At 60.7% G+C, this 22,216-nt stretch carries 24 protein-coding genes; all 24 read left to right on the top strand.

What is annotated here, in order from left to right:
• Positions 1-425: 425 nt before the first annotated feature.
• Entirely contained in the window at positions 426-791 is a 366-nt protein-coding gene (locus ACQ4WP_RS27565) for an HNH endonuclease signature motif containing protein (RefSeq protein ID WP_436526251.1), read from the top strand.
• Between the two features lie 8 nt (positions 792-799).
• The gene (locus tag ACQ4WP_RS27560) at positions 800-1,300 is read left to right on the top strand and encodes an HNH endonuclease (protein WP_436526249.1); all 501 of its coding nucleotides are present in this window, start codon (positions 800-802) and stop codon (positions 1,298-1,300) included.
• A 101-nt stretch (positions 1,301-1,401) separates the two neighbouring features.
• Positions 1,402-1,812 (top strand): hypothetical protein, encoded by a 411-nt coding sequence (locus tag ACQ4WP_RS27555; protein ID WP_436526247.1) that lies wholly within the window; start codon positions 1,402-1,404, stop codon positions 1,810-1,812.
• Complete coding sequence (locus ACQ4WP_RS27550; protein WP_436526245.1) at positions 1,809-3,500, top strand: terminase large subunit; 1,692 nt, start codon at positions 1,809-1,811, stop codon at positions 3,498-3,500. The genes ACQ4WP_RS27555 and ACQ4WP_RS27550 overlap by 4 nt, the downstream gene beginning before the upstream one ends.
• Positions 3,501-3,503: 3 nt before the next feature.
• On the top strand, positions 3,504-4,814 hold the full coding sequence (locus ACQ4WP_RS27545; protein WP_436526243.1) for a phage portal protein: 1,311 nt from the start codon (positions 3,504-3,506) through the stop codon (positions 4,812-4,814).
• On the top strand, positions 4,792-5,640 hold the full coding sequence (locus ACQ4WP_RS27540) for a head maturation protease, ClpP-related (RefSeq protein WP_436526241.1): 849 nt from the start codon (positions 4,792-4,794) through the stop codon (positions 5,638-5,640). The genes ACQ4WP_RS27545 and ACQ4WP_RS27540 overlap by 23 nt, the downstream gene beginning before the upstream one ends.
• 11 nt (positions 5,641-5,651) lie before the next feature.
• Positions 5,652-6,917: a phage major capsid protein gene (locus ACQ4WP_RS27535; RefSeq protein ID WP_436526255.1), complete on the top strand. Its 1,266-nt coding sequence runs from the start codon at positions 5,652-5,654 to the stop codon at positions 6,915-6,917.
• A gap of 52 nt (positions 6,918-6,969) precedes the next feature.
• Entirely contained in the window at positions 6,970-7,122 is a 153-nt protein-coding gene (locus tag ACQ4WP_RS27530) for a hypothetical protein (RefSeq protein ID WP_436526239.1), read from the top strand.
• 3 nt (positions 7,123-7,125) lie between these two features.
• Positions 7,126-7,467, top strand: coding sequence for a head-tail connector protein (locus ACQ4WP_RS27525; RefSeq protein WP_436526237.1), 342 nt, complete (start codon positions 7,126-7,128; stop codon positions 7,465-7,467).
• Positions 7,467-7,814 (top strand): head-tail adaptor protein, encoded by a 348-nt coding sequence (locus ACQ4WP_RS27520; protein ID WP_436526253.1) that lies wholly within the window; start codon positions 7,467-7,469, stop codon positions 7,812-7,814. The genes ACQ4WP_RS27525 and ACQ4WP_RS27520 overlap by 1 nt, the downstream gene beginning before the upstream one ends.
• The gene (locus tag ACQ4WP_RS27515; protein WP_436526235.1) at positions 7,811-8,299 is read left to right on the top strand and encodes an HK97-gp10 family putative phage morphogenesis protein; all 489 of its coding nucleotides are present in this window, start codon (positions 7,811-7,813) and stop codon (positions 8,297-8,299) included. The genes ACQ4WP_RS27520 and ACQ4WP_RS27515 overlap by 4 nt, the downstream gene beginning before the upstream one ends.
• Positions 8,300-8,306: 7 nt before the next feature.
• Positions 8,307-8,528: a hypothetical protein gene (locus tag ACQ4WP_RS27510; protein ID WP_436526233.1), complete on the top strand. Its 222-nt coding sequence runs from the start codon at positions 8,307-8,309 to the stop codon at positions 8,526-8,528.
• Positions 8,525-8,932 carry a tail completion protein gp17 gene (gene gp17, locus ACQ4WP_RS27505; RefSeq protein WP_436526231.1) on the top strand — a complete coding sequence of 136 codons (408 nt, stop codon included), beginning with the start codon at positions 8,525-8,527 and terminating at the stop codon, positions 8,930-8,932. The genes ACQ4WP_RS27510 and gp17 overlap by 4 nt, the downstream gene beginning before the upstream one ends.
• A 72-nt stretch (positions 8,933-9,004) precedes the next feature.
• On the top strand, positions 9,005-9,457 hold the full coding sequence (locus ACQ4WP_RS27500) for a hypothetical protein (RefSeq protein WP_436526229.1): 453 nt from the start codon (positions 9,005-9,007) through the stop codon (positions 9,455-9,457).
• 112 nt (positions 9,458-9,569) lie between these two features.
• The gene (locus ACQ4WP_RS27495; RefSeq protein ID WP_436526227.1) at positions 9,570-9,998 is read left to right on the top strand and encodes a hypothetical protein; all 429 of its coding nucleotides are present in this window, start codon (positions 9,570-9,572) and stop codon (positions 9,996-9,998) included.
• 77 nt (positions 9,999-10,075) lie between these two features.
• Positions 10,076-10,423: a hypothetical protein gene (locus tag ACQ4WP_RS27490; protein ID WP_436526225.1), complete on the top strand. Its 348-nt coding sequence runs from the start codon at positions 10,076-10,078 to the stop codon at positions 10,421-10,423.
• Between the two features lie 66 nt (positions 10,424-10,489).
• The gene (locus ACQ4WP_RS27485) at positions 10,490-11,017 is read left to right on the top strand and encodes a hypothetical protein (protein WP_436526223.1); all 528 of its coding nucleotides are present in this window, start codon (positions 10,490-10,492) and stop codon (positions 11,015-11,017) included.
• An 87-nt stretch (positions 11,018-11,104) separates the two neighbouring features.
• On the top strand, positions 11,105-16,363 hold the full coding sequence (locus tag ACQ4WP_RS27480) for a tape measure protein (RefSeq protein WP_436526221.1): 5,259 nt from the start codon (positions 11,105-11,107) through the stop codon (positions 16,361-16,363).
• Complete coding sequence (locus tag ACQ4WP_RS27475; RefSeq protein WP_436526219.1) at positions 16,360-17,829, top strand: hypothetical protein; 1,470 nt, start codon at positions 16,360-16,362, stop codon at positions 17,827-17,829. The genes ACQ4WP_RS27480 and ACQ4WP_RS27475 overlap by 4 nt, the downstream gene beginning before the upstream one ends.
• Positions 17,826-19,448: a hypothetical protein gene (locus ACQ4WP_RS27470; protein ID WP_436526217.1), complete on the top strand. Its 1,623-nt coding sequence runs from the start codon at positions 17,826-17,828 to the stop codon at positions 19,446-19,448. The genes ACQ4WP_RS27475 and ACQ4WP_RS27470 overlap by 4 nt, the downstream gene beginning before the upstream one ends.
• Positions 19,436-19,726 carry a hypothetical protein gene (locus ACQ4WP_RS27465; protein ID WP_436526215.1) on the top strand — a complete coding sequence of 97 codons (291 nt, stop codon included), beginning with the start codon at positions 19,436-19,438 and terminating at the stop codon, positions 19,724-19,726. The genes ACQ4WP_RS27470 and ACQ4WP_RS27465 overlap by 13 nt, the downstream gene beginning before the upstream one ends.
• On the top strand, positions 19,723-20,484 hold the full coding sequence (locus ACQ4WP_RS27460) for a hypothetical protein (RefSeq protein WP_436526213.1): 762 nt from the start codon (positions 19,723-19,725) through the stop codon (positions 20,482-20,484). Before ACQ4WP_RS27465 ends, ACQ4WP_RS27460 begins: the two co-directional genes overlap by 4 nt.
• A 7-nt stretch (positions 20,485-20,491) precedes the next feature.
• Complete coding sequence (locus tag ACQ4WP_RS27455; RefSeq protein ID WP_436526211.1) at positions 20,492-21,322, top strand: hypothetical protein; 831 nt, start codon at positions 20,492-20,494, stop codon at positions 21,320-21,322.
• The coding region (locus ACQ4WP_RS27450; protein WP_436526209.1) for a hypothetical protein at positions 21,322-22,216 on the top strand (895 nt) is incomplete at its 3' end. The genes ACQ4WP_RS27455 and ACQ4WP_RS27450, both read left to right, overlap by 1 nt.

Below are 22,216 nucleotides of genomic sequence, written 5' to 3'. Positions count from 1 at the left end.
TTGACCTACCTGGTGCGACGCTACGGATTGGATAACATGCCGATCGATGCCGAGTACCTGCCGATGAGCGAGGCGCAACTGTCTATCGCGCTGGGAGCGTGACATGGCCATCACCACCGAAACCGGCGCCGGCCTGCCCGATGCCGAATCCTACGCCAGCATCGCCGCGGCGGACGCGCGCTGCGCCAGCCTGCGCGGCCAAGAGTGAGCACCGTGGTGATGCATATTGAGATTCGCGTGGCATGGTGGTTATTTCCCTATCTGAACACCGTTGGCGCACTGTGTTATCTGTTCGGCGTTGAGCCAAGCATGGATCGAGTCGACTACTGGGTTCGCAAGGGTCTGACAATAAAGCCGGTGGCCATCTGATGGGGCGCCTTACTACCCTGAAGTCTGGTCTTGCTGTACTGCCTGCCAGGGTTCCAGTGCTGGTCGCAGGCTCGTGGCGCTCATCTACCCAAAGTAGCACCAAGCGCGGCTACAGCTACGCCTGGCAGAAGGCCCGCGCCGGCTATTTGCGCAGCCACCCGCTGTGCGTGTACTGCCTGCGTGAAGCGGCGTATTCGTCGGTTCGCGACCTGACGCCCAGCAAGGCCATATTGCGGTGCTCTGAGTTGGGCCTGGCCATCCCCAAGGCTTCGGTGGTCGATCACATCGAGCCGCATCGAGGCGACCAGGTGCTGTTCTGGAACAAGTCCAACTGGCAGTCGCTGTGTGGCACCCACCACAGCGCAGACAAGCAGCGCGAAGAGGCGGCCGGGCTGGCGTCTCACATTTTTAGTATTCGATAGAGGTGCAAATGAATGCAGTCCCTGGCTTCGATGGCTATTTCGCCACCGAGGACGGGAGGGTTGTGTCTATGCGATCCGGAGCCCCACGCGAGCTTCAGCAGCGAGTGAGGGACGGCTACTGGTATGTCACGCTGCGCATCAGGATGCACGGGCGTGTTCATGCAAGGCCTCAGCCAGTGCATCGGCTCGCTCTACTGGCGTTCAAAGGCGTCCCGCCAACAGCGGATCTCATGGCCCGCCACATCAACGGCGACAGCCTGGATAGTAAGGCCGCCAATCTCGCTTGGGGAACAGCAAAGGACAACGCAGCGGACGCTATGCGCCATGGCACGGTCGGACCAGGAATGAAGGCTCGCCGTCGCAAGCTGAATGAAGATCAAGTAAGGCAAATACGTCGGCGCTTTCAGGCAGGCGAGATGGGCGCCGTGTTGGCGCGCGAGTATGGCGTTTGCGAGAGCTACCCATCGCAGTTGTCCAGGGGAGTTCATTGGGCTCACCTCTCGGCGTGAGGGTACCCGGGGGCGAAAAGTTCCCGACCCCTCGCCGACCTAGACCGCGTCCTCTCCCACGCGCAAAAAAATCTCCGGTTTTGAAAAAAGGAATTCAGCAAATGGCAGGCGTCAAAGGAAAGAGCGGCGGCGCCCGCCTCAATGCGGGAGGTGCCCGACCCGGTGCGGGCCGAAAGCCCAAGAGTCCACCCGGGGAATCAGCAAACGTTAAAACTCACGGCGTGACCACTGAGCTTGAGCCTCAGGACTACGGCGGTGCGCTCAAGCGTTCAAAGACCGAGCCGGTCGAGATATCTGAGCGAGACATGCTCCAGTTGTTGCAGGACATCGCCTTGGGTCGCGTCGATGCAAGTAATACCCAGGTGCGGGCAGCGATTGCGGCGGTGCAATACACCCATGCGAAAAAAGGCGAGGTGAGCAAGAAAGATGAGGCTGGGGCGCGTGCGCGAGCTGCGGCCAGTGGTAAAAACGCAGTTCGTCAAGGGCCCCGCCTAGCGGTTTCGAATAAATGATGGAATGGACAACAGCATGCCCCGATTGGGAGCGTCGCATCGTTGCGCGCGAATCTTTAATTGTTTGCCCTCCGCTGTTCCCCGAGGTGGCCGAAGACGCTTGGAGCCGATGCAGTGATTTCCGGTTGGTAGATGTGATCGGGCAGCCTCTACTCGGGGACGCGTCGCTGCCATGGTTGCGCGACCTGGTGATGACGGTATTTGGAGCCGAGAACCCAGAAGACGGCCGCCGACTGATCAACGAATATTTTCTAATGGTCAGCAAGAAGAACGCAAAAAGCACGATTGCCGCCGGCATCATGCTCACTGCACTGCTGATGAACTGGCGCCAGTCCGCGGAATTACTGCTGCTCAGCCCAACCAAGGAAATTGCGGACAACAGTTTCAAGCCGATTCAGGATTTCATCAACGCCAGCGATGAACTTTCGGGGATGCTCAAGGTGCAGCCATATTGGCGAATGATCACCCATTTGGAAACTGGCGCCACGCTGAAGGTGGTAGCTGCCGACAGTGACGCCGTCAGCGGCAAAAAAGCTAGCTTCGTGTTTGTGGATGAACTGCACGAATTCGGAAAGCAGGCCAAGGCCTCAAATATGCTGCTGGAAGCTACAGGCGGCCTGGCCTCGCGCCCCGAGGGCTTCGTGATCTACGCGACCACTCAGTCGGCGGAGCCGCCAGCAGGCGTGTTCAAAGCGAAGCTGGATTACGCTCGCAAAGTGCGCGACGGCGTGGTGGTGGACCGAAAATTTCTACCGCTGATATACGAATTCCCGCGCGCGATGATCGAGAGCGGCGCATATCGGGACTTGGAGAACGCTTACATTACGAACCCGAACTGGGGTGCGTCGGTTGACATCGAGCGAATTACTCAGCTGCACGCCCAGGCCAAAGAGGGGGGCGAGCAAGAATTTAAAGGATTCCTGGCCAAGCACCTGAATGTGGAAATCGGACTCAACCTGCGATCTGATCGCTGGGCCGGCGCCGAGTTCTGGGAAGCGGCCGCGATTCCTGTCTTTACCCTGGAAGAACTGATCGCGCGCTGCGATGTGGCAACGGTGGGAATTGATGGCGGCGGACTTGATGATTTGCTTGGCCTGACTGCAACCGGGCGCGAGCGCGGAACGGGGCGACTGATGGCATGGTTCCATGCTTGGGCTCACGAAATCGCGCTCGAGCGCCGGAAGGAAATTGCACCGGCGCTGCTCGATTTTGCAAATCAGGGTGATCTGACGATAGTAAAGATGCCGGGCGACGATGTCATACAGGTGGCCGACTACGTATGCCAGCTAAACGACGCTGGCCTGTTGCCAGAGAAGATGGCCATCGGCGTGGATGCCGCCGGCATCATCGACATCGTAACGGAGTTGGTGAGCTCGAATCGCGGAATCACGATGGAACAGATTATCTCGATCCGCCAAGGCTATTCGCTGAACGGCGCCATCAAATCGACCGAGCGACAGGTGGCGGCGAAGACGCTGGTGCACGCCGGCCGGCCGATTATGAATTGGTGCGTCGGTAACGCGCGCATTGAGGATAAGGGTAATGCCATCCTGGTGACCAAGGCCGCATCGGGCAAGGCCAAGATCGACCCGCTGATGGCACTTTTCAACGCAGTCTCGCTGATGGCACTGAACCCTGTTGGCAAGGGAAATTCGGTGTACGAATCGCGCGGCATAAGGACTGTATAACCCATGAGCTTTTTAGATTTCTTCCGGCCAGCTGCAGCGCCGGAGGCGCAGTCACGCCCAGGCGATTTGGACGAAGTCTCGGCGCCAGCCGCCCCAGCGCCGACAGCGCCGAACGTCCAGGCGTCGACCGGGCATCTGTTTGCTGGCCTGGACGATCCCGACCTGCTGGCCTTCATGCGCACCGGTGGCGAGACCGCCTCGGGCGCCTACGTCAATGCGTCGAAGGCGCTGCAGAACATGGCCCTGCTGCGCTGCGTCACGCTGATCTCGGAATCGATCGGCATGCTGCCGCTCAACCTGGTCGAACGTGGCGATGAAAAGAAATACGCCACCAAGCATCCGCTCTACAGAATTTTGAAGGCCAAGCCCAACACCTGGCAGACGGCCTATGAATTCAAATCGTTGATGCAACTGCGCGTGATGATGCATGGCAATGCTTACGCCCGGGTGATCTGGTCGCGCGGCCAGGTGCTGCGCCTGATCCCGATGTGTCCAAAGCGCGTGACGGCCGAACTGGATGACAGCTGGAATATGGTCTACACCTACACCCGTAAGGACGGTGGGCTGATTACGCTGCCGGCCGCGGAAGTGTTCCACCTGCGCGACCTGTCCGAGGATGGCATCGTCGGGTTGTCCCGCGTTCGCCTGGCACATGAGGCCATCGGCATCGCGCAGCAGGCCGAGAAAGCGGCGGCGCGGCTATTTAAGAACGGCGTGATGGCTGGCGGCGCGCTGTCAGCGCCCAGCGCCTTGAGCGAAACCGCCTTCGGCCGCCTGAAAGATTCGATCAACGAGAAGACCGGCGCCGAAAATGCCGGCAAGTGGATGATCCTCGAAGAGGGCCTGAAGGCTGAAAAATGGGCCAACACGGCCGCCGATGCCCAGCACATTGAGAACCGCAATCACCAGATCGAGGAAATTGCTCGTGCCATGGGCGTGCCGCGCCCACTGCTGATGATGGACGACACCTCCTGGGGTAGCGGCATCGAGCAACTGACGATCCTCTTCATCCAGTTCGCGCTGCAGCACTGGTTCACGATCTGGGAGCAGGCTATTGAACGCACCTTGCTGTCGGATGGGGATAGCGAATCTATCCAGGCCAAATTCAACGAAAAGGCACTGCTGCGCGGCACATTGAAAGATCAGGCCGAGTTTTTTGCCAAGGCATTGGGGTCTGGTGGTCACGCGCCATGGATGGCGCAAAACGAAGTGCGTGAGCTGCTGGATATGCCGCGCTCCAATGACAAGGGCGCCGACGAGCTGCGTGCGCCCGCCAATCAAGGAAAGACCAATGAGCCTGCTAAAACTACCTGAAATTAACGCCGCGCACGGTCTGGGCGCCATCCAGTTCGACATGCGCCCTGACGCGCTGGAGCGCTGGGAGCCCGGCATTCGCGCCGCGGCCGACGACGACGGCCCCACCATTTCGATCTATGACCGCATTGGCGAGTCCTACGACGGCGAGGGTGTGACCACCAAGCGTATTTCCGCCGCCCTGCGCAACATCGGCGCCCGCGACGTGACGGTCAACGTCAATTCGCCCGGCGGCGACTTCTTCCAGGGCGTGGCCATCTACAACCTGCTGCGCGAGCACAAGGCCAAGGTCACCGTCAAGGTGATGGGCATTGCCGCCTCGGCCGCTTCCGTGATCGCCATGGCCGGCGACGAGATCCTGATGGGCGATGGCGCCTTCCTGATGATCCACAACGCCTGGGCCATGGCGATCGGCAACCGCCACGACATGATCAAGGCATCCGAGCAGCTGGCGCCGTTCGATGCGGCCATGGCCTCGGTCTACGCCGCCCGGTCCGGGCTGAGCTCGGCGGAAGCGGCCGCCATGATGGACAAGGAAAGCTGGCTGGGCGCGGCCCAGGCCGTCGAACAAGGCTTCGCCAGCGGCATCCTGGCGCGCGAACAGATGGGCCACGACCCCGAGGCCAGCGCCGACACGAAATATCTTGCGATGGTGGAAGCGGCCATGGCCCGGGCGGGACATTCCCGCTCGGTGCGCCGCGAAGCCATCAAGTCCCTGTTTTCTGGCACGCCGGGCGCTGCTGGAAAAATCGCCACGCCGAGCGCTGGCAAAGAAGTAGCAGCGTCACTGCAAACCCTGATCAATAATCTGAAAGGCAGCAAATGAAAAAACCAATGATGGCCCTCGCGCTGATTGCGCACGCCATGGCGGCGCACGCCGCCCAAGCCCACCAGGATGTGCCTCGTGGCATCGTCTCGGTGCACGCCGATACTGAGGTAAAAGCACTGATCGAAGGCTTGAATACCGCCTTCGCCGCATTCAAGACCGAGCACTCCAAGCATCTGGACGATGTGAAGCAAGGCACGGCCGATGCGCTGCAAGCGCTGAAAGTCGACAACATCAATGCCGATATCGCCAAACTGCAGGCGGCAGTGGATGAAACCAATGCAAAAATGATCGCCGTGCAAATGAACGGCGGTGCGGCTGGCCAACTGAAGGACAAGGAATACTCGGCAGCCTTCAGTGCCCACTTTACCAAAGGCGAAGTGCAGGCGGCGCTGAACAAGGGCCAGGCGACCGAAGGCGGCTACCTGGCGCCCGTTGAATGGGATCGCACCATCACGGACCGTCTCATCATTTCCTCGCCCATGCGCGCCCTGTGTGCAGTGCAGACAATCAGCACCAACGGTTTCAGCAAGTTGTTCAATAACCGTGGCGCCACGTCCGGCTGGGTTGGCGAAGCTGCTGTGCGCCCCGAAACAGGCACGCCGACCTTTGGCAGTCTGGCCTACAACACCGGCGAGCTGTACGCCAATCCCGCCGCCACCCAGCAAATGCTCGATGACAGCGCGATCAACCTGGAAGCTTGGTTGGCGGCGGAGGTCGATGCTGAGTTCGCTTACCAGGAAGGCGTGGCGTTTCTGTCCGGGAATGGTGCCAACAAGCCCAATGGCCTGTTGACTTATATCACCGGCGGCGCAAATGCCGCAGCCCACCCCTGGGGCGACATCAAGACAGTGAAATCGGGCGACGCAGCCAAGCTCACTGCCGAAGGCCTGATCGATCTCGTCACCGCCTTGCCAAGCGCATACAGCGCGGGCGCCAAGTTCACCATGAACCGCAACACACAGGCGGCCGTGCGCAAGCTGAAAGATGGCCAGGGTAATTACCTGTGGCAGCCTTCGTTCCAGGGCGGTGTTCCGGCCACCTTGCTTGGCTACGGCATTGCCGAGGTGGCAGGCATGCCAGACGTGGCGGCCAATTCGAAGCCAGTCATGTTCGGCGACTTCAAGCGTGGCTACCTGATCGTCGACCGCACCGGCGTGCGCGTGCTGCGCGATCCGTTCTCCAACAAGCCGTATGTGAACTTCTACACCACCAAGCGCGTTGGCGGCGGCCTGCTGAACCCCGATGTGCTCAAGGCCCTGACCGTCGCGGCCTAAACCACTTGCGCCGGGTCGGCCTGGCCCGGCGCAGCCATTGAAAGGAAGCATCATGATTTTCAGCAAAGAGTTCCGTGGCGTGCGCGACGGCGAGATCTACCCGACCACCTTCCAGCCGGGCGAGGAATGCCCGCCCGAGCTGCAGGACGCCGCACTGAGCCTGGACGCGCTCGAAGTGCCTGATCCGAAGAAAAAGGAGAAGTAGCCCATGTTCCTGACAGCTGAATTGGCAAAGTCCTACCAGCGCATCGTCGGCAGCGATGAAGACGACGTGGTTGACTTGATGCTGTCGGGTGCCGAGGGTGCCGCGCTGGCCTACCTGAACCGCCAGGTGTTCGCCGATGCGGCAACGATGGCAGCAGCTGTCGTTGCTGGTACCGCCGGCCCGTTCCCGATGGTGATCGAGGACGATATCAAGGTCGCCATCCTGAAGATTTTCGGCGACATGTACGAGAACCGGGAAGACACCGTGTTGGGTGTGGCGGTAGCGCGGCTGCCACAAGGCTCCCGTGAGCTGCTGCGCCCGCACCGCATCGGGAATGGCGTGTGATGCGGGCCGGCCAGCTGGATCGCCGCATCACCATCGAGCGCCCTGGCATGATCGAGGGTGAATATGGCCCGCAGCCGGGTGGCTGGGTGCCGGTCGTCGCGCGCGCGCCGGCCCAGGTGCAGGACACACTGCCCAGCAAGTCGGAATCAGTGCAAGAGGGCCTGGCCGTGGCCACCCGCCCGGCGCGCCTGCGCATGCGTTACCTGCGCGGCATCACTTCCGACATGCGCGTCACGCTGCATGGCGACGCGGACGAGTTTTTCCAGATCGTTGGCGGACCGGCCGAGATTGGCCGTCGGGAGTGGCTGGAAATGACTATCGAGCAGTATTCAACCCAGGGACAATGATGGCAGACGACCGCAATATCACCGGCGGCAAGGCGCTGGACGACTTCCTCAAATCCTTACCGGCCAAGATCGAGCGCAACATCATGCGGTCGGCGCTGCGCCAAGGCGCCAACGTGTTCAAGGCCGAGGTGCAGCAAAACATCCCCGTCGACAGCGGGGAGCTGCGCCGCAGCGTGCGCGTGGTCACGAAGGCAAAGGGCGGCCGCGTCACAGCATCCGTGCGCGTGGGCAACAAGCGCGCCTGGTATGGCCACATGGTGGAGTTCGGCACCAAGGCACACAAGATCGTACCGAAGAAAAAAGGCGCACTGCTCATTGGCCAGACATTGGCGCGCGTGGTCGACCATCCAGGGGCCAAGCCGCACCCCTTCATGCGGCCGGCGTTCGACACCAAGCCCGCAGCTGCCATTGCCGCCGTTGGCGCGCAGATCCGAGCGCGCTTGACCGCCGAAGGCATCAACGTGCCCGCATCAGAAACCGATTAGGACTCCCATGAAAATCAAGATGCTCAAAACCATCCACGGTTCGACCGACGGCGCGACCGTGGTCGAGCTGGTAGTCGGTACCGAATACACCATGACCGATGCCGCCCGCGGCGAGCGCCGTGCTGCTGCCTATATTCGTCGCGGCGATGCTATTGCGGCCAAGGATGTCGCCAGCGGCGTCAGCCTGGCGCCGGCGCCGGCCTTGCGCAAGGTGCGGGTCAAGAAATGAGCGCCGTCAAAGTGGTCCGCGCGCTGTTGCTCGCGCATGCCCCGGTGCTGGCCCTGGTGCCGGCGGCGCGCATCGTGGTTGGTACCGTGCCGCAGGGCACTCCGCTGCCGGCCATCGGACTGACCGAGATCAGCCGCAACGAGCTGGCCACCGTCTCGCTGGCTCAGGCTTCCGTGCAAGTGACTGCGCGCGTCCAGGCGACGGTACACGCCAACTCTTACCCCGAGCAGAAAGCGGTGCTCCAAGCGGCCAAGCTGGGGCCGGGCGCGCATACGGGCATCGTGGCCGGCATCGCCGTGCGCAGCGTGATGCGCGACACCGTCGGCCCTGACCTGAAAAGCATTGGCTCGGACATATTCGAACAGTCGCGCGATTTCAAAGTGGTCTTCGTCGAAGCAAATTAGCACCACCCCAAGTTTTTCAGCCCGCCCGTACCGCAATCCTGCGTGCGGGCTTTTTTAATGAAAGGTAACAAAATGGTATTCGAAAATGATTTCGAGACAGTCGCCAGCACGAAGCTGTTTGTGTGCGCGACACGTCCTGCGGAAGACACGGCGGCAGCCTACGCTGCACTCATCTGGGTGGAGGTGGGCGACATCACCAACATGGGCGGCGTGAAGGGTCGCGAGTACAGCACCTCGACACTGTCGACGGTGAGCAATGCGCATGACCGCGAAAAGAAAGGCAGCTACAAATTGCCGAACGCCGAAATGGAATGCGCCTGGGTCGAAGATGACGCCGGCCAGATCATCATCGAAGCGGCGGCCAACAACTACACCATTCCAGCGTTCAAGGTGGAAAAGCAGGGCGGTGCCGTGCGCTATTTCACGGCGCAGGTATCCAAGTTCATCGAAAACCTGGGCACCAGCAACGACACCGTCAAGGGCGCGTTCACTCTGCTGCGCCAAAGCGACACCATCACCGCCTAACAGCGGCAATCCTTCGGCTCCGGCCACCCCAGCACCGGCCTGGCCTGCTTCGCCCTTCGAGGGGCGGGCGGGCCAGGCACGGGCATTTCAATTTCCCTCGAAAGGTAGCACCATGACCGATATTCGCAAATTCGCAGTAGAAGAAACCGCCGTCCTGCATCTGAAAGATGCCAATGACGAACTGATGTACGCCGACGGCGCCGACGGCAATCCCGACAAGAGCAAGCCGATGCGCGTCAAACTGTACGGCCCGGGTTCGAAGAAATACGCCAAGATCCAGGCTGCCAATAACAACAAGCTGTTCACGCGCCTGAAGAAAAAAGGCAAGGAAGACCAGTCGGCCGACGACAAGGCGCAGGAAAGCGCCGATACCCTGACGGCGCTCACGCATTCGTTCGAGAACGTCAGCTATGACGAGCTCGCCGGCGAAGCACTGTACAAGGCCGTATATCTGGACGTGACCATCGGCTTTATCGCCACCCAGGTCAATACCCACCTGAATGACTGGGCAAATTTTACGAAGGCCTCGGCGACGAGCTGAGTCTGTATATCCGGCACAGCGCCTGGCTCGGCGCCGCGCCGGAAACGAAAGCCGGCGCGCGGGAAAATAAAGCCGAGATGTCTCGACGTGAGCGCATCGAAAAAGATGGCCGGGAGATAGAAATGCCGCCGCTCGAATGCGGCGAGCACCTGATTGGCTACCTGTACGAGTTTGGCCCGACCATGGCGGCCGGCATGGGCGCAGGGCCAGTGACATTCGTCGAAATGGAAGCCTGGCAGCGCGCGCGTGGCATCAACCTTCACCCGTGGGAGGCGCGTCTGCTGCGCCGCCTGTCTTGCGATTACCTGGCCGAATCGCACAAGGCAACGAAATGGGATTGCCCGGCGCCTTACATGGATTCGCCTTCGTTGAAAAGGGCAATGGCCAGTGAAGTGGAAAGAAAGATGGATGCGTTCCTTGAATAAGACGGCGCCTAAATTGCGTTGATCCGAGGCCCCAGCAATGGGGCTTTCGGCGCTGGCGCGGCTCTGGTGTATGATTTCCTGAAATTACTTCGGGGAATAAGGATGGGGCGAGCAACTTTTTGGGGTGCCATCGGCTTTGCCGTATGTGGTGTATTGGCAGGGGCTTTGGTTGTGCACTCAAAGTACGATGACTGGTTTGTTTTTCCGCCATATCGGAAATTAGTTAGCGTGGGCCTGCTGGACCCGCTGAGTGCACAATTCAGAGGTGAGAAAATCGTCCCTGGCGATTGGGCGTGCGGTGAATTAAACGCTAAAAACGGATCGGGAGGATATGTCGGATTTAAGAGATATTTGATCTCAAAAGACGGCTATGGCTACTTGGAGGATCATGGGCGCTTGGGTGATGATGATAATTTTGATCGGAATAACGAGCGCGTTACCGAAGAGTTAGATGCCGAGATTAAAATTAATGAAAATACGATTGAGACCTATAAGATAACTGGGAAGATTATTAAGTTATCGAAGAGTGAATTAAGGGAGTCCATCAGATCGTTAGTTTTCGAGCGACGATGGAAAGAGAAATGCAGTAGTTAAAATACCAACGGAAGCCGACCTAACCAGTCGGCTTTTTTTATTTCAGACCACAACCGCCCGCGAGGCGGTTTTTTTAATGGGCAAACGATGATCGTTGGCGACATGGAAATCCGGCTGCGCGCCGACATTGCGCGGTTGCAGGCCGATATGACGCAGGCGCGTCGTGTCGTCACCGAAACCCATGACAAAATCAATGCGACCGCCAACGCCATGAAGGCGGCACTGGCTGGCATTGGCATCGGGGCTGGCTTGGCCGAAATTATCAAGATGGCGGACGAGTACGCCAAGTTCACGGCGCAGTTGCGCTTGGCATCGACGTCGGCCGCTGACTATGCTGCGTCCTATGAGGCGGTGAAGCGCATCGCCAAGACGTCGCAGCAGGACTTGGCCAGCACGGGGGTGCTATATGCCCGTATTGCCAACGGCACGCGAGAGCTTGGCACCACGCAAAAACAGGTAGCCGCCATCACCGAGACGGTCAACCTGGCCTTGCGCGTCAGCGGTGCCACTGCGACCGAGTCGGCGTCGGCGCAGCTGCAGTTGTCGCAGGCATTTGCATCTGGCACGCTGCGTGGGGAGGAATTCAACGCGGTCAACGAAGCGGCGCCGCGTCTGATGAAGGCGCTGGCGGATGGCATGGGCTTGCCGGTGGGCGCGCTCAAGGCGATGGCGGGGGAGGGACTGATTACATCGCAGATCATGGCAACAGTACTGCCGAAAGCGCTGGAGTCGCTGCGCGAGGAAAGCAAGAATATCCAGACCATTTCCGGCGCCTTCACCGTGCTGAAAAATGAAATGCTGGAATTCTTCGGCATCCAGGCGCAGGCCAACGGCACTGTGGCGGCCATCACTGGCGCCATTCGGCTGCTTTCTGAAAATCTTACATCGCTGGTCATCATTCTCAAGACGCTTACCGCCTACCAGATCGGCACATGGCTGGCTAACTGGACGAAGAATACCTACACCCAGGTGACGGCGGCAATGGCGCTGCGTGCGGCGACCGTGGCGCAAATGCAGGCCGATGTAGTAGCTGCTGACGCGAAGGTGGCGCAACTGGCCGTCACGCAACTGGCAATTGTGGAGGCTCGCGCTGAAATGGTGGCGCGCCTGGCGCAGGCCAACGCGAACATCCGGGCCGCGCAAGCAGCGATTGCCGCAGCGTCTGCTGCGGGCGCGCAAAGTTACGCGCTTATGGTGCTGAGAACTGCAACTGCTGAGTTGGCTGTTGCTGAGGCTGCCCGGGTCGCAATGATGGCCGAGCTGGCCATCTTGGGCCAACAGCAGGCTCGCATCAGCGCGCAGATCGCTGCCGCAGATATCGCGCAGGCCGCAGCCAAGGCGGGGCTGGCTACCGCCACAGGCGTGCTTGCGCGCGCTATGGGCGCCCTGCGTGCCGCTACCGCATTTTTGGGCGGGCCTATTGGCGCCATCATCCTGCTGATCGGCGGCGCGATGTTGGCGTGGGAGCTGTTCGGCAAGAAGGCTAAAAAGGCGAACGAGGACGTGGCCGAGTCTTTCGAGGAGGCGCACGTCCGGATTATTAAGGCTCTGGACGAGCAAATCGAAAAACAGAACAATCTTTTGCAACTGAAAGGCCATGGCATGACCACGGCTCAGGCCGAGAAGGAATTGCCAATAATTAAACAGCTGGCGGCTGCGTCCGCACGCATGTCTGAACTGAATGCGAAAGGCGGTGAATTTGCCAGCATGAGCAATGATGACCGGCTTTTTGCGCGCGCCAAGCTGGAAACCGAAATTACAGAACTCATCACCAAACGGCAGAAGGCCACCGAAGGTGCCGCCGCTGTAGCAAGGGTTTCTGGCGCCGAGGCATACGCAAATGAGAAAAAAACGTATGCAACCCAAGAGGAGCAGCGATTGGCGGAAATCGCCCGCATCAAAACCCTCAATATGAGAGCGACCGAGTACAGCGAAATCCTGGGCCTCATTAACAAAAAGTACGCCGACAAAGGTGCCGCATCGGCGCTGAAAAAAGAAGAAACCGCCTATGCGACGCTGGTCGCCTCCATCCGGGAGAAGCTGGAAGCCAACAAGCTCGAAGCGCTCGGCTTCGACAAGATGACCGATGCACAGAAAATGACGGTCAAGCTGGATGCTGAGATCGCTGCAGGCAAGAACAAATTGAACGCCGCCGACATCGAGGGCGCGCGCAAGCTCATCGCCCAGGTGGCAGCCGAAGATGCGCAACTGCTGTCGGCCAAGAACGTCAAAACAGCCATGCAGGAATTGAAGGACGAGCGCGACAAGGAGGCAGCTGCCGCTTTCGATGAAATCGAAGCGAACAAGCAGGCGATTTCCACGTATGGTATGAGCAAGGCCCAGATCGAGGCGCTGACCTTGGCCCGCATGGAAGATCGCCTGGCCCGTCGCGGCCCGCAAGACCTGGACCTGGACGAAGCGGAGGTCAATCACCTGATCCGCATGATCGGCCTGCAGAAAGAAAAGGCGGCCACGGCCACAACGCTCGGCGTGCTCGACACCGGCTCCAGCGTCGCCAAGGCGAAAGAGTTGCTCGACATCCTGACCGCCGTGGATGCCGCCACCAAATCCGCCGCCGACGGCATGGCCGCGTCCTTTGGCCGCGTTGGTAGCGCCATCGGCGGCCTGACGACGGCATTGTCTGGCTACGCTGTGCAGCAGCAGGCTATTGCGGCGCAGTTGGCGGCGGATAAATCTGATCCGAAAAACGCCACGAAAATTGCGGAGTTGGAAAAGGCCGCGGCGCGCAGCAGCGCGCAGGCGAAAATCAAATCCTACGGCGACATGGCCGGGGCGGCGAAGGGCTTCTTCAAAGAGAACACCGCTGGCTATCGTGCAATGGAAGGCGCAGAAAAGGCCTATCGTGCCGTGGAGATGGCGATGGCGATTGAATCGATGGTGAAAAAACTGTTCACGGTCAGCGCTGTCACGACCGCAACCGTAAGCGCCGAGAGCATTAAGTCCGCCCTGATGCAGGCAGGCACCGCCGAGCAATTGGCGACGGATGCTGTGAAGGGCGTCTCGGCTGCCGGCGTGGCCGTCGCAACGCAAGCCCAAGGCGATCCGTACAGCGCATGGGTGCGCATGGCAGCGATGGCGGCGGCAATGGCCGCTCTGGGGTTTGCTGTTGGCGGTAGTGGTGGAGGTGGCGGGCAGACCGCTGTCGAAGCGCAGGCAGCGCAGGGAACGGGCTCAGTATTTGGCGATTCGGATGCGAAGTCCGCATCCATCCAGCGCTCGCTGGACCGCCTGGCCGAGAACTCCGGCGGCCTGATCCCGATCAACCAGGGCATGCTGTCGGCACTGCGCAGCATCGAGGCGTCGATGTCCGGACTGACCAACCTGATCGTGCGCACCACCGGCCTGACCAATGGCACGAACATGGGCATCGCAACCGGGACGCTGGACAAAACGTCATTGAGCAGCAACATTGCTGTGCAGGCGTTCGACAAGATCATGACTGGTGGATTGCTCGGCAAGTTGGCCTCGGTCTGGGGCAAAACCACCGCAAAGATAATCGATAGCGGAATCCAGTTCGGCGGCAGCGTGCGCGACCTGCAGGGCGGCGAGGGCTACAGCCAATACGCCAGCGTCGACACAACGAAATCGAGCTGGCTCGGGCTGTCGAAGAAAACCACCAACAAAGTCGTGACGAATGGGCTGAGTGATGAATTGTCGGCGCAGTTTGGCCTGATCTTCACCAATCTGGAGGGCGCCCTGACCAGCGCCGCCATCGGCATGGGCATCGGCGCCACGCAGGTAAGTAATGTGCTGGATAGCCTGACCCTGGCCACCACGTCCGTCAGCCTCAAGGACTTGAAGGGCGATGAGCTGACCGCCGCGCTCAACGGCGTGATTTCCAAGGCGATGGACGAGATGTCGCAGGCCGTCTTTCCGGAGTTCGACAAATTCCGCGCCGTTGGTGAGGGCTACGCCGAAACCGTGATCCGCATTGCGTCGAACTATGCGACTCTGGACGCGGCCCTGTCATCGATCGGCACGACGTTCGGCGCCACTGGCGTGGCCAGCCTGGTTGCCCGTGAGCGCCTGATTGGCCTGGCCGGAGGTATCGAGAATTTCACAGCCCTGACATCCTCGTTCTCCGAAAACTTCCTGACCGAAGCGGAGCGCCTTGCGCCGGTGCAAAAGTACGTCACCGCGCAACTGGCGGCGCTGGGCTATGCCGGGCTCAATACCCGCGACGATTTCAAGGCCGCCGTGCTGGGCCTGGCCAATTCCGGCGCACTGGCCACCAAGGCGGGCGCTGAAACCTACGCTGGCCTACTGGGCCTGGCAGATGCCTTTGCCAAAACGACCGCAGCAACCGACGATCTGACCATGTCGCAGCAGGCGATTGCCGACCAGGCAAAGGATCTGCAGACCCAACTAAACGAGCTGACGAAAAGCGAAACGGCGTTGCTGGCCATCCAGCGCGCTGGTATCGCCGACGTCAATAAGGCGCTCTTCGACCAGGTGCGGGCGGCCAAGGCGGTGGTGACGGCCAAGGACGTGCTGGCAAAGGCTTACGACAGAGAGGCAGCAGCGGCCCAGACGGCGCTGGATAAATCGAAGTCGTGGGTGGCCACCCTCAACGGCCTGAACGCCAGCATGGCCCTGGGCAGCCAGTCCGTCCTGACGCCAGAGCAGAAATACGCCGAGGCGCGCGCCCAGTTCGAGAAAACGCTGGCGGCGGCGAATGCCGGCGACACGACGGCGCAGTCCGGCCTGTCGGCTGCCGAGCAGGCGTTCCTGGCAGCCTCCCAGGTGGTCAATGCCTCGGATGCCCGCTACGCGGCAGATTACGCCCGCGTGCTGGCGGCCAACAACGAGGCGTTGAAATGGGCCTCGGCCCAGGTCGACGTGCAGCAGGCCAGCCTGGATGCCCTCAAGGCCCAGGTGTCGGGCCTGATCACCATCAACGACAGCGTGCTGACGGTGGCGCAAGCCATCGCCAACCTGCATGCGGCGATGGGTACGGCCGCTGGGCTGGGCGTCAAGTTCGACGGCTCCCATGCCGGTGGGCTGGCCAATGTCCCGTTTGATGGCTACGCGGCCGAGCTTCACCGCGGTGAAGTGGTGATGGATGCGCCAGCTGCCTCTGTAATGCGCCGTTACTTCGGCGGCGCGCCAAGCCAGGGCGGCGGCAATACCGATGCGCTGGTGGCTGAGATCAAGAGCCTGCGGGAAGAGGTCAAAGGGCTGCGCGCCGATCAAGACAAACAAACCGGCGCCAAGATCCAGGCCACGGTCGAATCGAGCGACAAAGCTGCCAAAACGATCGTGGCTGGTGTCGATAAATCATCCAAATCCGCTGTATGGGATAGAAGAGTGGAGTATGCAGCATGACCAATGAGCAATTTTTAGCATGGCTGCAAAGCCCGTCGGCCATCCGCATGGTGCTGATCGAGGCCCAGGTGAACGTGGCCGGCCAGGAGGTGACGCGGTATATCGCCTCCCGGTCGTATGTCACCGGCCCGGCCGAGGTGCCGGCCAACACGGAGTATCTGCCGCTGGCCACCGGCGGCCTGGCCTTCACGGAACAGGTGAGCTTGACGGGCGAGGCTGGCTTGTCGGGTGGTGACATCGAGCTGGACAATGGCGATGGCGCACTTGATGGCTGGTCGCTCGATGTGTGGCGCAACCGTGCCATCAAAGCATGGGCTGGCGACCCCAGCTGGCCGCGCGCCGACTTCCGCCTTGTGTTTGACGGCATCATCGATGACGTTGGCAGTTCCAGCCGCGAGACGATCAACCTGGTGCTGCGCGACAAGCTGCAGCGCCTGAACACGCCCATCACCGAGGTCAAGCTGGGCGGCACGACGCCGAACAAGGACGCAATCCTGCCGATACCGTTCGGTGAATGCCACAACGTCACGCCGCTGCTGACCGACCCGGTCACCCTGGAGTATGGTTTTCTCTGCCCCGTCGAGTCGAGTTTCGAGGTGCGCACCAACGGCAAGCCGATTGCCGTGGCCCTGAATGACCAGGCCGGGCGCTTCAACCTGACCACGCCGCCATACTCGGCCGCGATCACGGTGAGCGTGCAGGGCGACAAGGGCGGCGGCTATGCGCCGCGCATCGCCCCGCTGGTGCAGCGCATCGCCACGGCCTACGGCAAGACCTCGGACCGCTTCACGCTGGCCGACCTCGACCTGGACAATCTGACCGCCTTCGATGCCGCCCACCCGCAACTGGTGGGCCTGTACGTTGCGGACCGGATGAACCAGGCGCAGGCCATCCAGCAGCTGGCGGCCAGTGTGGGCGCCCAGGCGCTGATGTCGCGCACTGGCCAGCTGCGCCTGGTGCAAATCGCGCTGCCCGCCGCCGGCGTGCCGGTGCAGATTGGCCCCGAACACATGAAATTCGATTCCTTGCGCCCGGTACAGCGCCTGCCGGTGGTGGCGGCCGTCAAGATCGCCTTCGACCGGAATTACACGGTGCAGGCCAGCCTGACCACCAGCATCCCGGCCGAGCATGCCGACCTGTATGCCACGGAATGGCTGACTGAAACGGCGGTAGACGAGGTGGTGCGCGCGCGCTACCGCCTGACGGACGACCCGCCGCAAATCGAAACCTGCCTCAAGACCAACGCAGACGCGCAAGCGGAAGCGGTGCGGCGCCTGGCCCTGAGCAAGGTGCAGCGCACGATTTACGAATTTGACGGAGAGCCTGAGATGATGATGCTGGAACTGGGGCAGCCCGTGGTGCTGCGCGATGACCGCTTTGGCCTGCAGGACGGCGTGCCTGGCGTGGTGGTGCTGCTGTCGCACCAATGGCTGGCCGGGCGCGTGACGGTGGGCGTGCTGGTATGACGGCCATCGGCGGCGCGCGCGATACGCTGCTGCAGGCCACGGCGGAGCGCTTCAGCACGACGGCCGACGGCAAGGCAATCCTGCTGGCTGGCAGCACGCCTGTATTTCGCGTGAACAGCGCCGGCGCCGGCGCGCCTGGCTCGATTGCCATTACCGCCAAGCCGGTAAATGTGGTGGGCGATATCGTGTTTTCGGTGTCTGCTGGCACGCAGCTGACCGTCAACGGCAACGTGGCCACGGTCGACTTTGCCAGCATGACCACGGATACCGCCCTGGTGCAGGCGCGCATCCGTGAATTTGGTGTCGACTATGTCGGCAACTACATGATCAGCAAGGTCTTCGACGGCATCAATGGCGACACCGGCTTGGCTGGCTTGAACACGGGCCAGGCCTTCGCCTACAAGCGGGCGGCGGCCGCCCCTACTGATTCTCCGGGTGACGTGATCTTTACTTTTGCCACGGCCAGCATCACGACGCCGGCCGGCAACGACCTGGCCAATGGCTGGTCGAAGAACATCCCGGCAGGCACGGCGCCGCTGTATGTGCGCGTGGCTGCCGCCAGTTCGCGCAATGCCACGGACAATATCGTTGCCAATGAGTGGGCGGGGGCCGTGCAGCTGGCCAAGGACGGTGCTGCTGGCGCCAATGGCAGCAACGGCGCGAACGGCGCGAACGGCGTGGATGGCCTGAATGTGGCGCCCGTGCGCATCTACCAGCGTGGCGCCACCAACATCGCGCCGCCGCTGCCGAGCGCGGCATGCACGTTCACTTTTGCCACGGGCGTACTCGCGGGCCTGAACAATGGTTGGTCGGCGCAGGTGCCGACGGCGGGCGGTGCGTACCTGTTCACCTCCGGCGCCACGGCCGCGTCGCGCGGCGCCACCGATGACATTCCGGCCAGCGAATGGGCGGCGGCTGCGCGCCTTGCCGCCGATGGCGCCACCGGCCAGCGCGGCACCGTGACGGTGACGGCGCCCGGTTATTCGGCCTGGTCGGATGCTTCGGCTGTGTATGAGCTGGGCCACGCCGGATATGGCGCTCCGATCAACCGCGACGTCGTCACCTTGTATGACGCCACGCATGCGGTGACGAAGTATTTTGATAATGGCGAATGGCTGGTGCTTGGCACGGTACTGGACGGCAATTTACTGGTGGATGGATCTGTGGCGGCCAAAGCGGTATCGGTGGATAAGTTGTCGGCGTTTTCCGCCGATCTCGGCGAAGTTAATGCTGGCGATATTTACAGCGCGACGCTGCATGGCGGCGCCGGGTATCCGACGAGTGACTATAGCTGGCCCAGTAATGGAGGCAGTGGCTTTCATTTGAGCGCCCAAGGTTTGCTTATTGGCAATCCTCGTGTGCCAGGTGGCTTTTTCCAGATGTCGAGTACTGGCTATTTTGAGATGCCAGGATTTACCGTGACGCCTGGATCGGTAGGAGTTCCCTCGGTTGCGAGGTTTTCCGGCGTACTGTCGGGTGTTGTCGGCTCCTTTCAGTTGATCCAGAGCCCCAACCGCCTTGCCGGTAACAATGAAGGGTACGACCAGGCCGGAACAGGCATCTATTTTTACAATGCTGATGGCAGTATCGCCATGGCATTGGGGCGGTGGCCACGATGATTGGTATCTGGACTTTCAAACCCGACGGCAGGCCAGTCATCACGCCCACCGTGGCCGGCGGCGTATTCCTGGGACTGCACCAGCAGAATATAGGCGATCCGCTAGTTAAAACATTCTACGGCGCACCCGGTCTGGCGCTGCGAGTTTTCCAGGTGGTTGCGGGCAGTTTTACCTGGTCGACTGGCGCTGACGCCTCGGGTAACCCGCAAATTTATTTTACCGTGCTGCCGGCGACCTTTAACGGCGGTGCCGCCCTTTTCCTGGTGTTTGCCGTATGAGCATATTCTTCAATACAACCGCTGGCCAGCGCCTTATCGATAACGTCAACCTAGTGCCCGAATTTATCGGCAAGGTCGTCTTGAATCCCACTCCGACCGTGACTAACGAGGGGGGAGAGTCCGGCTACCTGTCACACGACTATGCGGGCCAACTGCCGCCGACGAATGGGCGCCAGTACATGGTGTTTTGGACGCTGCCGGCATCCAGTGCGGATGTGTGGTGGTGGCCGAAGGAGCAATTCGGGTTCCCTGGGTCCGCGCTGGTCTATACGGGGATTTCGGCATTTTTTTCTCCGACGATGCCGAATCCAGGCGTACTGCCCGAGGCCTATGTGTTTTCGCTGGGGCCGGTGGAGATATCGCCCCTCAAAATAGCAGCACGCCTGTGGGACACGGCCGGCCGTTTGCTGTTCGACAGCGGCAAGTTGCACCTGGCGGTGCATCAGGTTGCTGCAGGTGTTGCGCTGGAATATACAGAAACGGCCGTAGCACTGCCGTCACTGCCCGAAAAACCAGCGTTCCTGGTCCCGTCAGTCTACCGAGACAAGGAGTCGTACGGTCGAAGCGACCCGAAAGCCAGCTTCATGGAGTGGCTGGGCTGCTATCGACGAACAGGGGGCGATATCATCTCGCGCATGGTCAAGGTCAATGATTTTCTGGTGCCTCCCAGCCAGATGCGGCCGTATTTCGAGGATCAAACCTACGGCAACACCAGCGGTCTCGTCGTGCCAGTCATAGACGCTTCACTTTACGAATAGGGCTTACATGAGCAATCTTCGCATCATCTACGACAACGCCGCCGACCGCGCGGTCTTGACCGCATCGAGCCAGGCCGGCGCGTTGGGCCCGGCCAACCTGCAGCGCGAAGGCAAGTCTGCCGTGCTGCGCTCGCTCGGCTTGGCCCTGACTATCACGGCCACCTGGCCCACGCCCGAGATCGTCGGCGGCGTGGCACTGCCATTTTGCAATCTGACGCCGACGGCGACGATTCGCGTGCGCGGCTATGTGGAGCCAGGTGACGCCGCGCCCGATTTCGATACAGGCACCGTTCCGGCGTGCGAGTACGCGCGCCTGGGCATGTGGGACTGGGGCGCGCTGCCGCTGGGCGTGAACGCATTCAGCTACGGCGGCGGCACGTATGCGCGCTGCTGGCTCCAGATGCGCAGCGTCAAAAAGCTGGTGATCGAGCTGGCGGACCCGGATAACCCGGCAGGCTACATCGAAGCGGCGCGCCTGGTGACCGGCCCTTACTGGAGTCCTGAGCAAAACGCCTCGTATGGCGCCGGCGTTACGTCGGTCGACACCAGCACGCAGTACCGCAACGGCGCCGGCGGGCAAACAGTCGGACGCGGTGCACTGTATCGCAAGATGTCGCTTGCACTGGATCATATGACGCCGCTGGACAGGGCCGAGGTGTGGCGCATTTTGCGTGGCAACGGCCTGTCGCGCCCGCTGCTGATCAGCCTGTATCCAGACAGTGACGATGGTGAGCTTGAGCAGGCGCACCAGGTGTATGGCCGCATCGCCAGCAATTCCGCCATCACCACCCCGTACTACCAGGCATATGCCACCAACATCGAAATCGAGGAACTGTAATGGGCGACTTTTTTTACTATGGACAGAAGGACACGATCCGGCGCCTGAACGAGCTGGCCGGGCGCGGCGCCGTCGTGGCGTCGTATGCGCCAGCGGCGGGGCGGTCGCCGCTTGGCGGGCCAAATGGGTATATGAATCCGGCGTGGCTTGATCCAAATATAAGCCTCATCAGTAGTGTACCTGCCGGGTTTGGAGCAGCCAATAAGTATGGATATAACTTCCTTAAAGCAGGCGGCGCGAACTCGTTTTATAAATTAGCCACTCTGGAACAGAATAACATTGGTAGTTTCGCTTCTCTTCGTATAGACGCAATGGTAGGTGAATGGGCGGCAGATTCTCTCACACCTATAACAATCGTTATTGGCAGCAGGGACTCGAATGGTTCAGTTAAAGTTGAATGGTCTTCCTCGCGAGGAATATCTTCCGCTGTAAAATTCTTAGCTTACAAAGAATCAAACGGGCAGTTTTCTATCTATTTGTATTTCTCACCTGGCGTTTACGCACAAGCGTCATTGCAGATGATGTGCATGGGGGCTGCTACTTATGCAACGCCAGTGGAAACAACGTCGGTTACAGGCGTCATTACGTGGGACTCTAGCGCTGCTCCCGGTACTGCGGGATATATGTCACCCCGTATGAAGGGTTTGTCTCCTGGTGCAGGAACAAGCTTTGACAGCTTGGTGGAAGTTCGCGCAAAAGATGGAAATACTGCAGCCCTCTCTTTTATTGCAGGTGGGGCTGCACAAAATGTGCTATCTGCGGGGCAGGAAGTAGAGTTACAGGGACTCGGTGTTGCGGGGATAAATAGCGTTGCTCATCCGGGGCGCTTTGGTTTTATGGCCTCAGCTGGCGACGGCTCATTGTTTAAAGCTGGATACCGCTTATCGATTAAAG

The sequence above is a fragment of the Janthinobacterium lyxosi genome (assembly GCF_051380665.1).
Taxonomy (GTDB): Bacteria; Pseudomonadota; Gammaproteobacteria; order Burkholderiales; family Burkholderiaceae_D; genus Janthinobacterium.
The sequence above is the reverse complement of the archived record's forward strand: the minus strand, read 5'-3'. Positions and strand labels throughout refer to the sequence as shown.

Excerpts from the sequence above, each read along its gene's own strand:
- ACQ4WP_RS27560 (WP_436526249.1), top strand. The coding sequence starts at position 800 with ATGAATGCAGTCCCTGGCTTCGATGGCTATTTCGCCACCGAGGACGGG.
- ACQ4WP_RS27555 (WP_436526247.1), top strand. The coding sequence starts at position 1,402 with ATGGCAGGCGTCAAAGGAAAGAGCGGCGGCGCCCGCCTCAATGCGGGA.
- ACQ4WP_RS27550 (WP_436526245.1), top strand. The coding sequence starts at position 1,809 with ATGATGGAATGGACAACAGCATGCCCCGATTGGGAGCGTCGCATCGTT.
- ACQ4WP_RS27545 (WP_436526243.1), top strand. The coding sequence starts at position 3,504 with ATGAGCTTTTTAGATTTCTTCCGGCCAGCTGCAGCGCCGGAGGCGCAG.
- ACQ4WP_RS27540 (WP_436526241.1), top strand. The coding sequence starts at position 4,792 with ATGAGCCTGCTAAAACTACCTGAAATTAACGCCGCGCACGGTCTGGGC.
- ACQ4WP_RS27535 (WP_436526255.1), top strand. The coding sequence starts at position 5,652 with ATGGCCCTCGCGCTGATTGCGCACGCCATGGCGGCGCACGCCGCCCAA.
- ACQ4WP_RS27530 (WP_436526239.1), top strand. The coding sequence starts at position 6,970 with ATGATTTTCAGCAAAGAGTTCCGTGGCGTGCGCGACGGCGAGATCTAC.
- ACQ4WP_RS27525 (WP_436526237.1), top strand. The coding sequence starts at position 7,126 with ATGTTCCTGACAGCTGAATTGGCAAAGTCCTACCAGCGCATCGTCGGC.
- ACQ4WP_RS27520 (WP_436526253.1), top strand. The coding sequence starts at position 7,467 with ATGCGGGCCGGCCAGCTGGATCGCCGCATCACCATCGAGCGCCCTGGC.
- ACQ4WP_RS27515 (WP_436526235.1), top strand. The coding sequence starts at position 7,811 with ATGATGGCAGACGACCGCAATATCACCGGCGGCAAGGCGCTGGACGAC.
- ACQ4WP_RS27510 (WP_436526233.1), top strand. The coding sequence starts at position 8,307 with ATGAAAATCAAGATGCTCAAAACCATCCACGGTTCGACCGACGGCGCG.
- gp17 (WP_436526231.1), top strand. The coding sequence starts at position 8,525 with ATGAGCGCCGTCAAAGTGGTCCGCGCGCTGTTGCTCGCGCATGCCCCG.
- ACQ4WP_RS27500 (WP_436526229.1), top strand. The coding sequence starts at position 9,005 with ATGGTATTCGAAAATGATTTCGAGACAGTCGCCAGCACGAAGCTGTTT.
- ACQ4WP_RS27495 (WP_436526227.1), top strand. The coding sequence starts at position 9,570 with ATGACCGATATTCGCAAATTCGCAGTAGAAGAAACCGCCGTCCTGCAT.
- ACQ4WP_RS27490 (WP_436526225.1), top strand. The coding sequence starts at position 10,076 with ATGTCTCGACGTGAGCGCATCGAAAAAGATGGCCGGGAGATAGAAATG.
- ACQ4WP_RS27480 (WP_436526221.1), top strand. The coding sequence starts at position 11,105 with ATGATCGTTGGCGACATGGAAATCCGGCTGCGCGCCGACATTGCGCGG.
- ACQ4WP_RS27475 (WP_436526219.1), top strand. The coding sequence starts at position 16,360 with ATGACCAATGAGCAATTTTTAGCATGGCTGCAAAGCCCGTCGGCCATC.
- ACQ4WP_RS27470 (WP_436526217.1), top strand. The coding sequence starts at position 17,826 with ATGACGGCCATCGGCGGCGCGCGCGATACGCTGCTGCAGGCCACGGCG.
- ACQ4WP_RS27460 (WP_436526213.1), top strand. The coding sequence starts at position 19,723 with ATGAGCATATTCTTCAATACAACCGCTGGCCAGCGCCTTATCGATAAC.
- ACQ4WP_RS27455 (WP_436526211.1), top strand. The coding sequence starts at position 20,492 with ATGAGCAATCTTCGCATCATCTACGACAACGCCGCCGACCGCGCGGTC.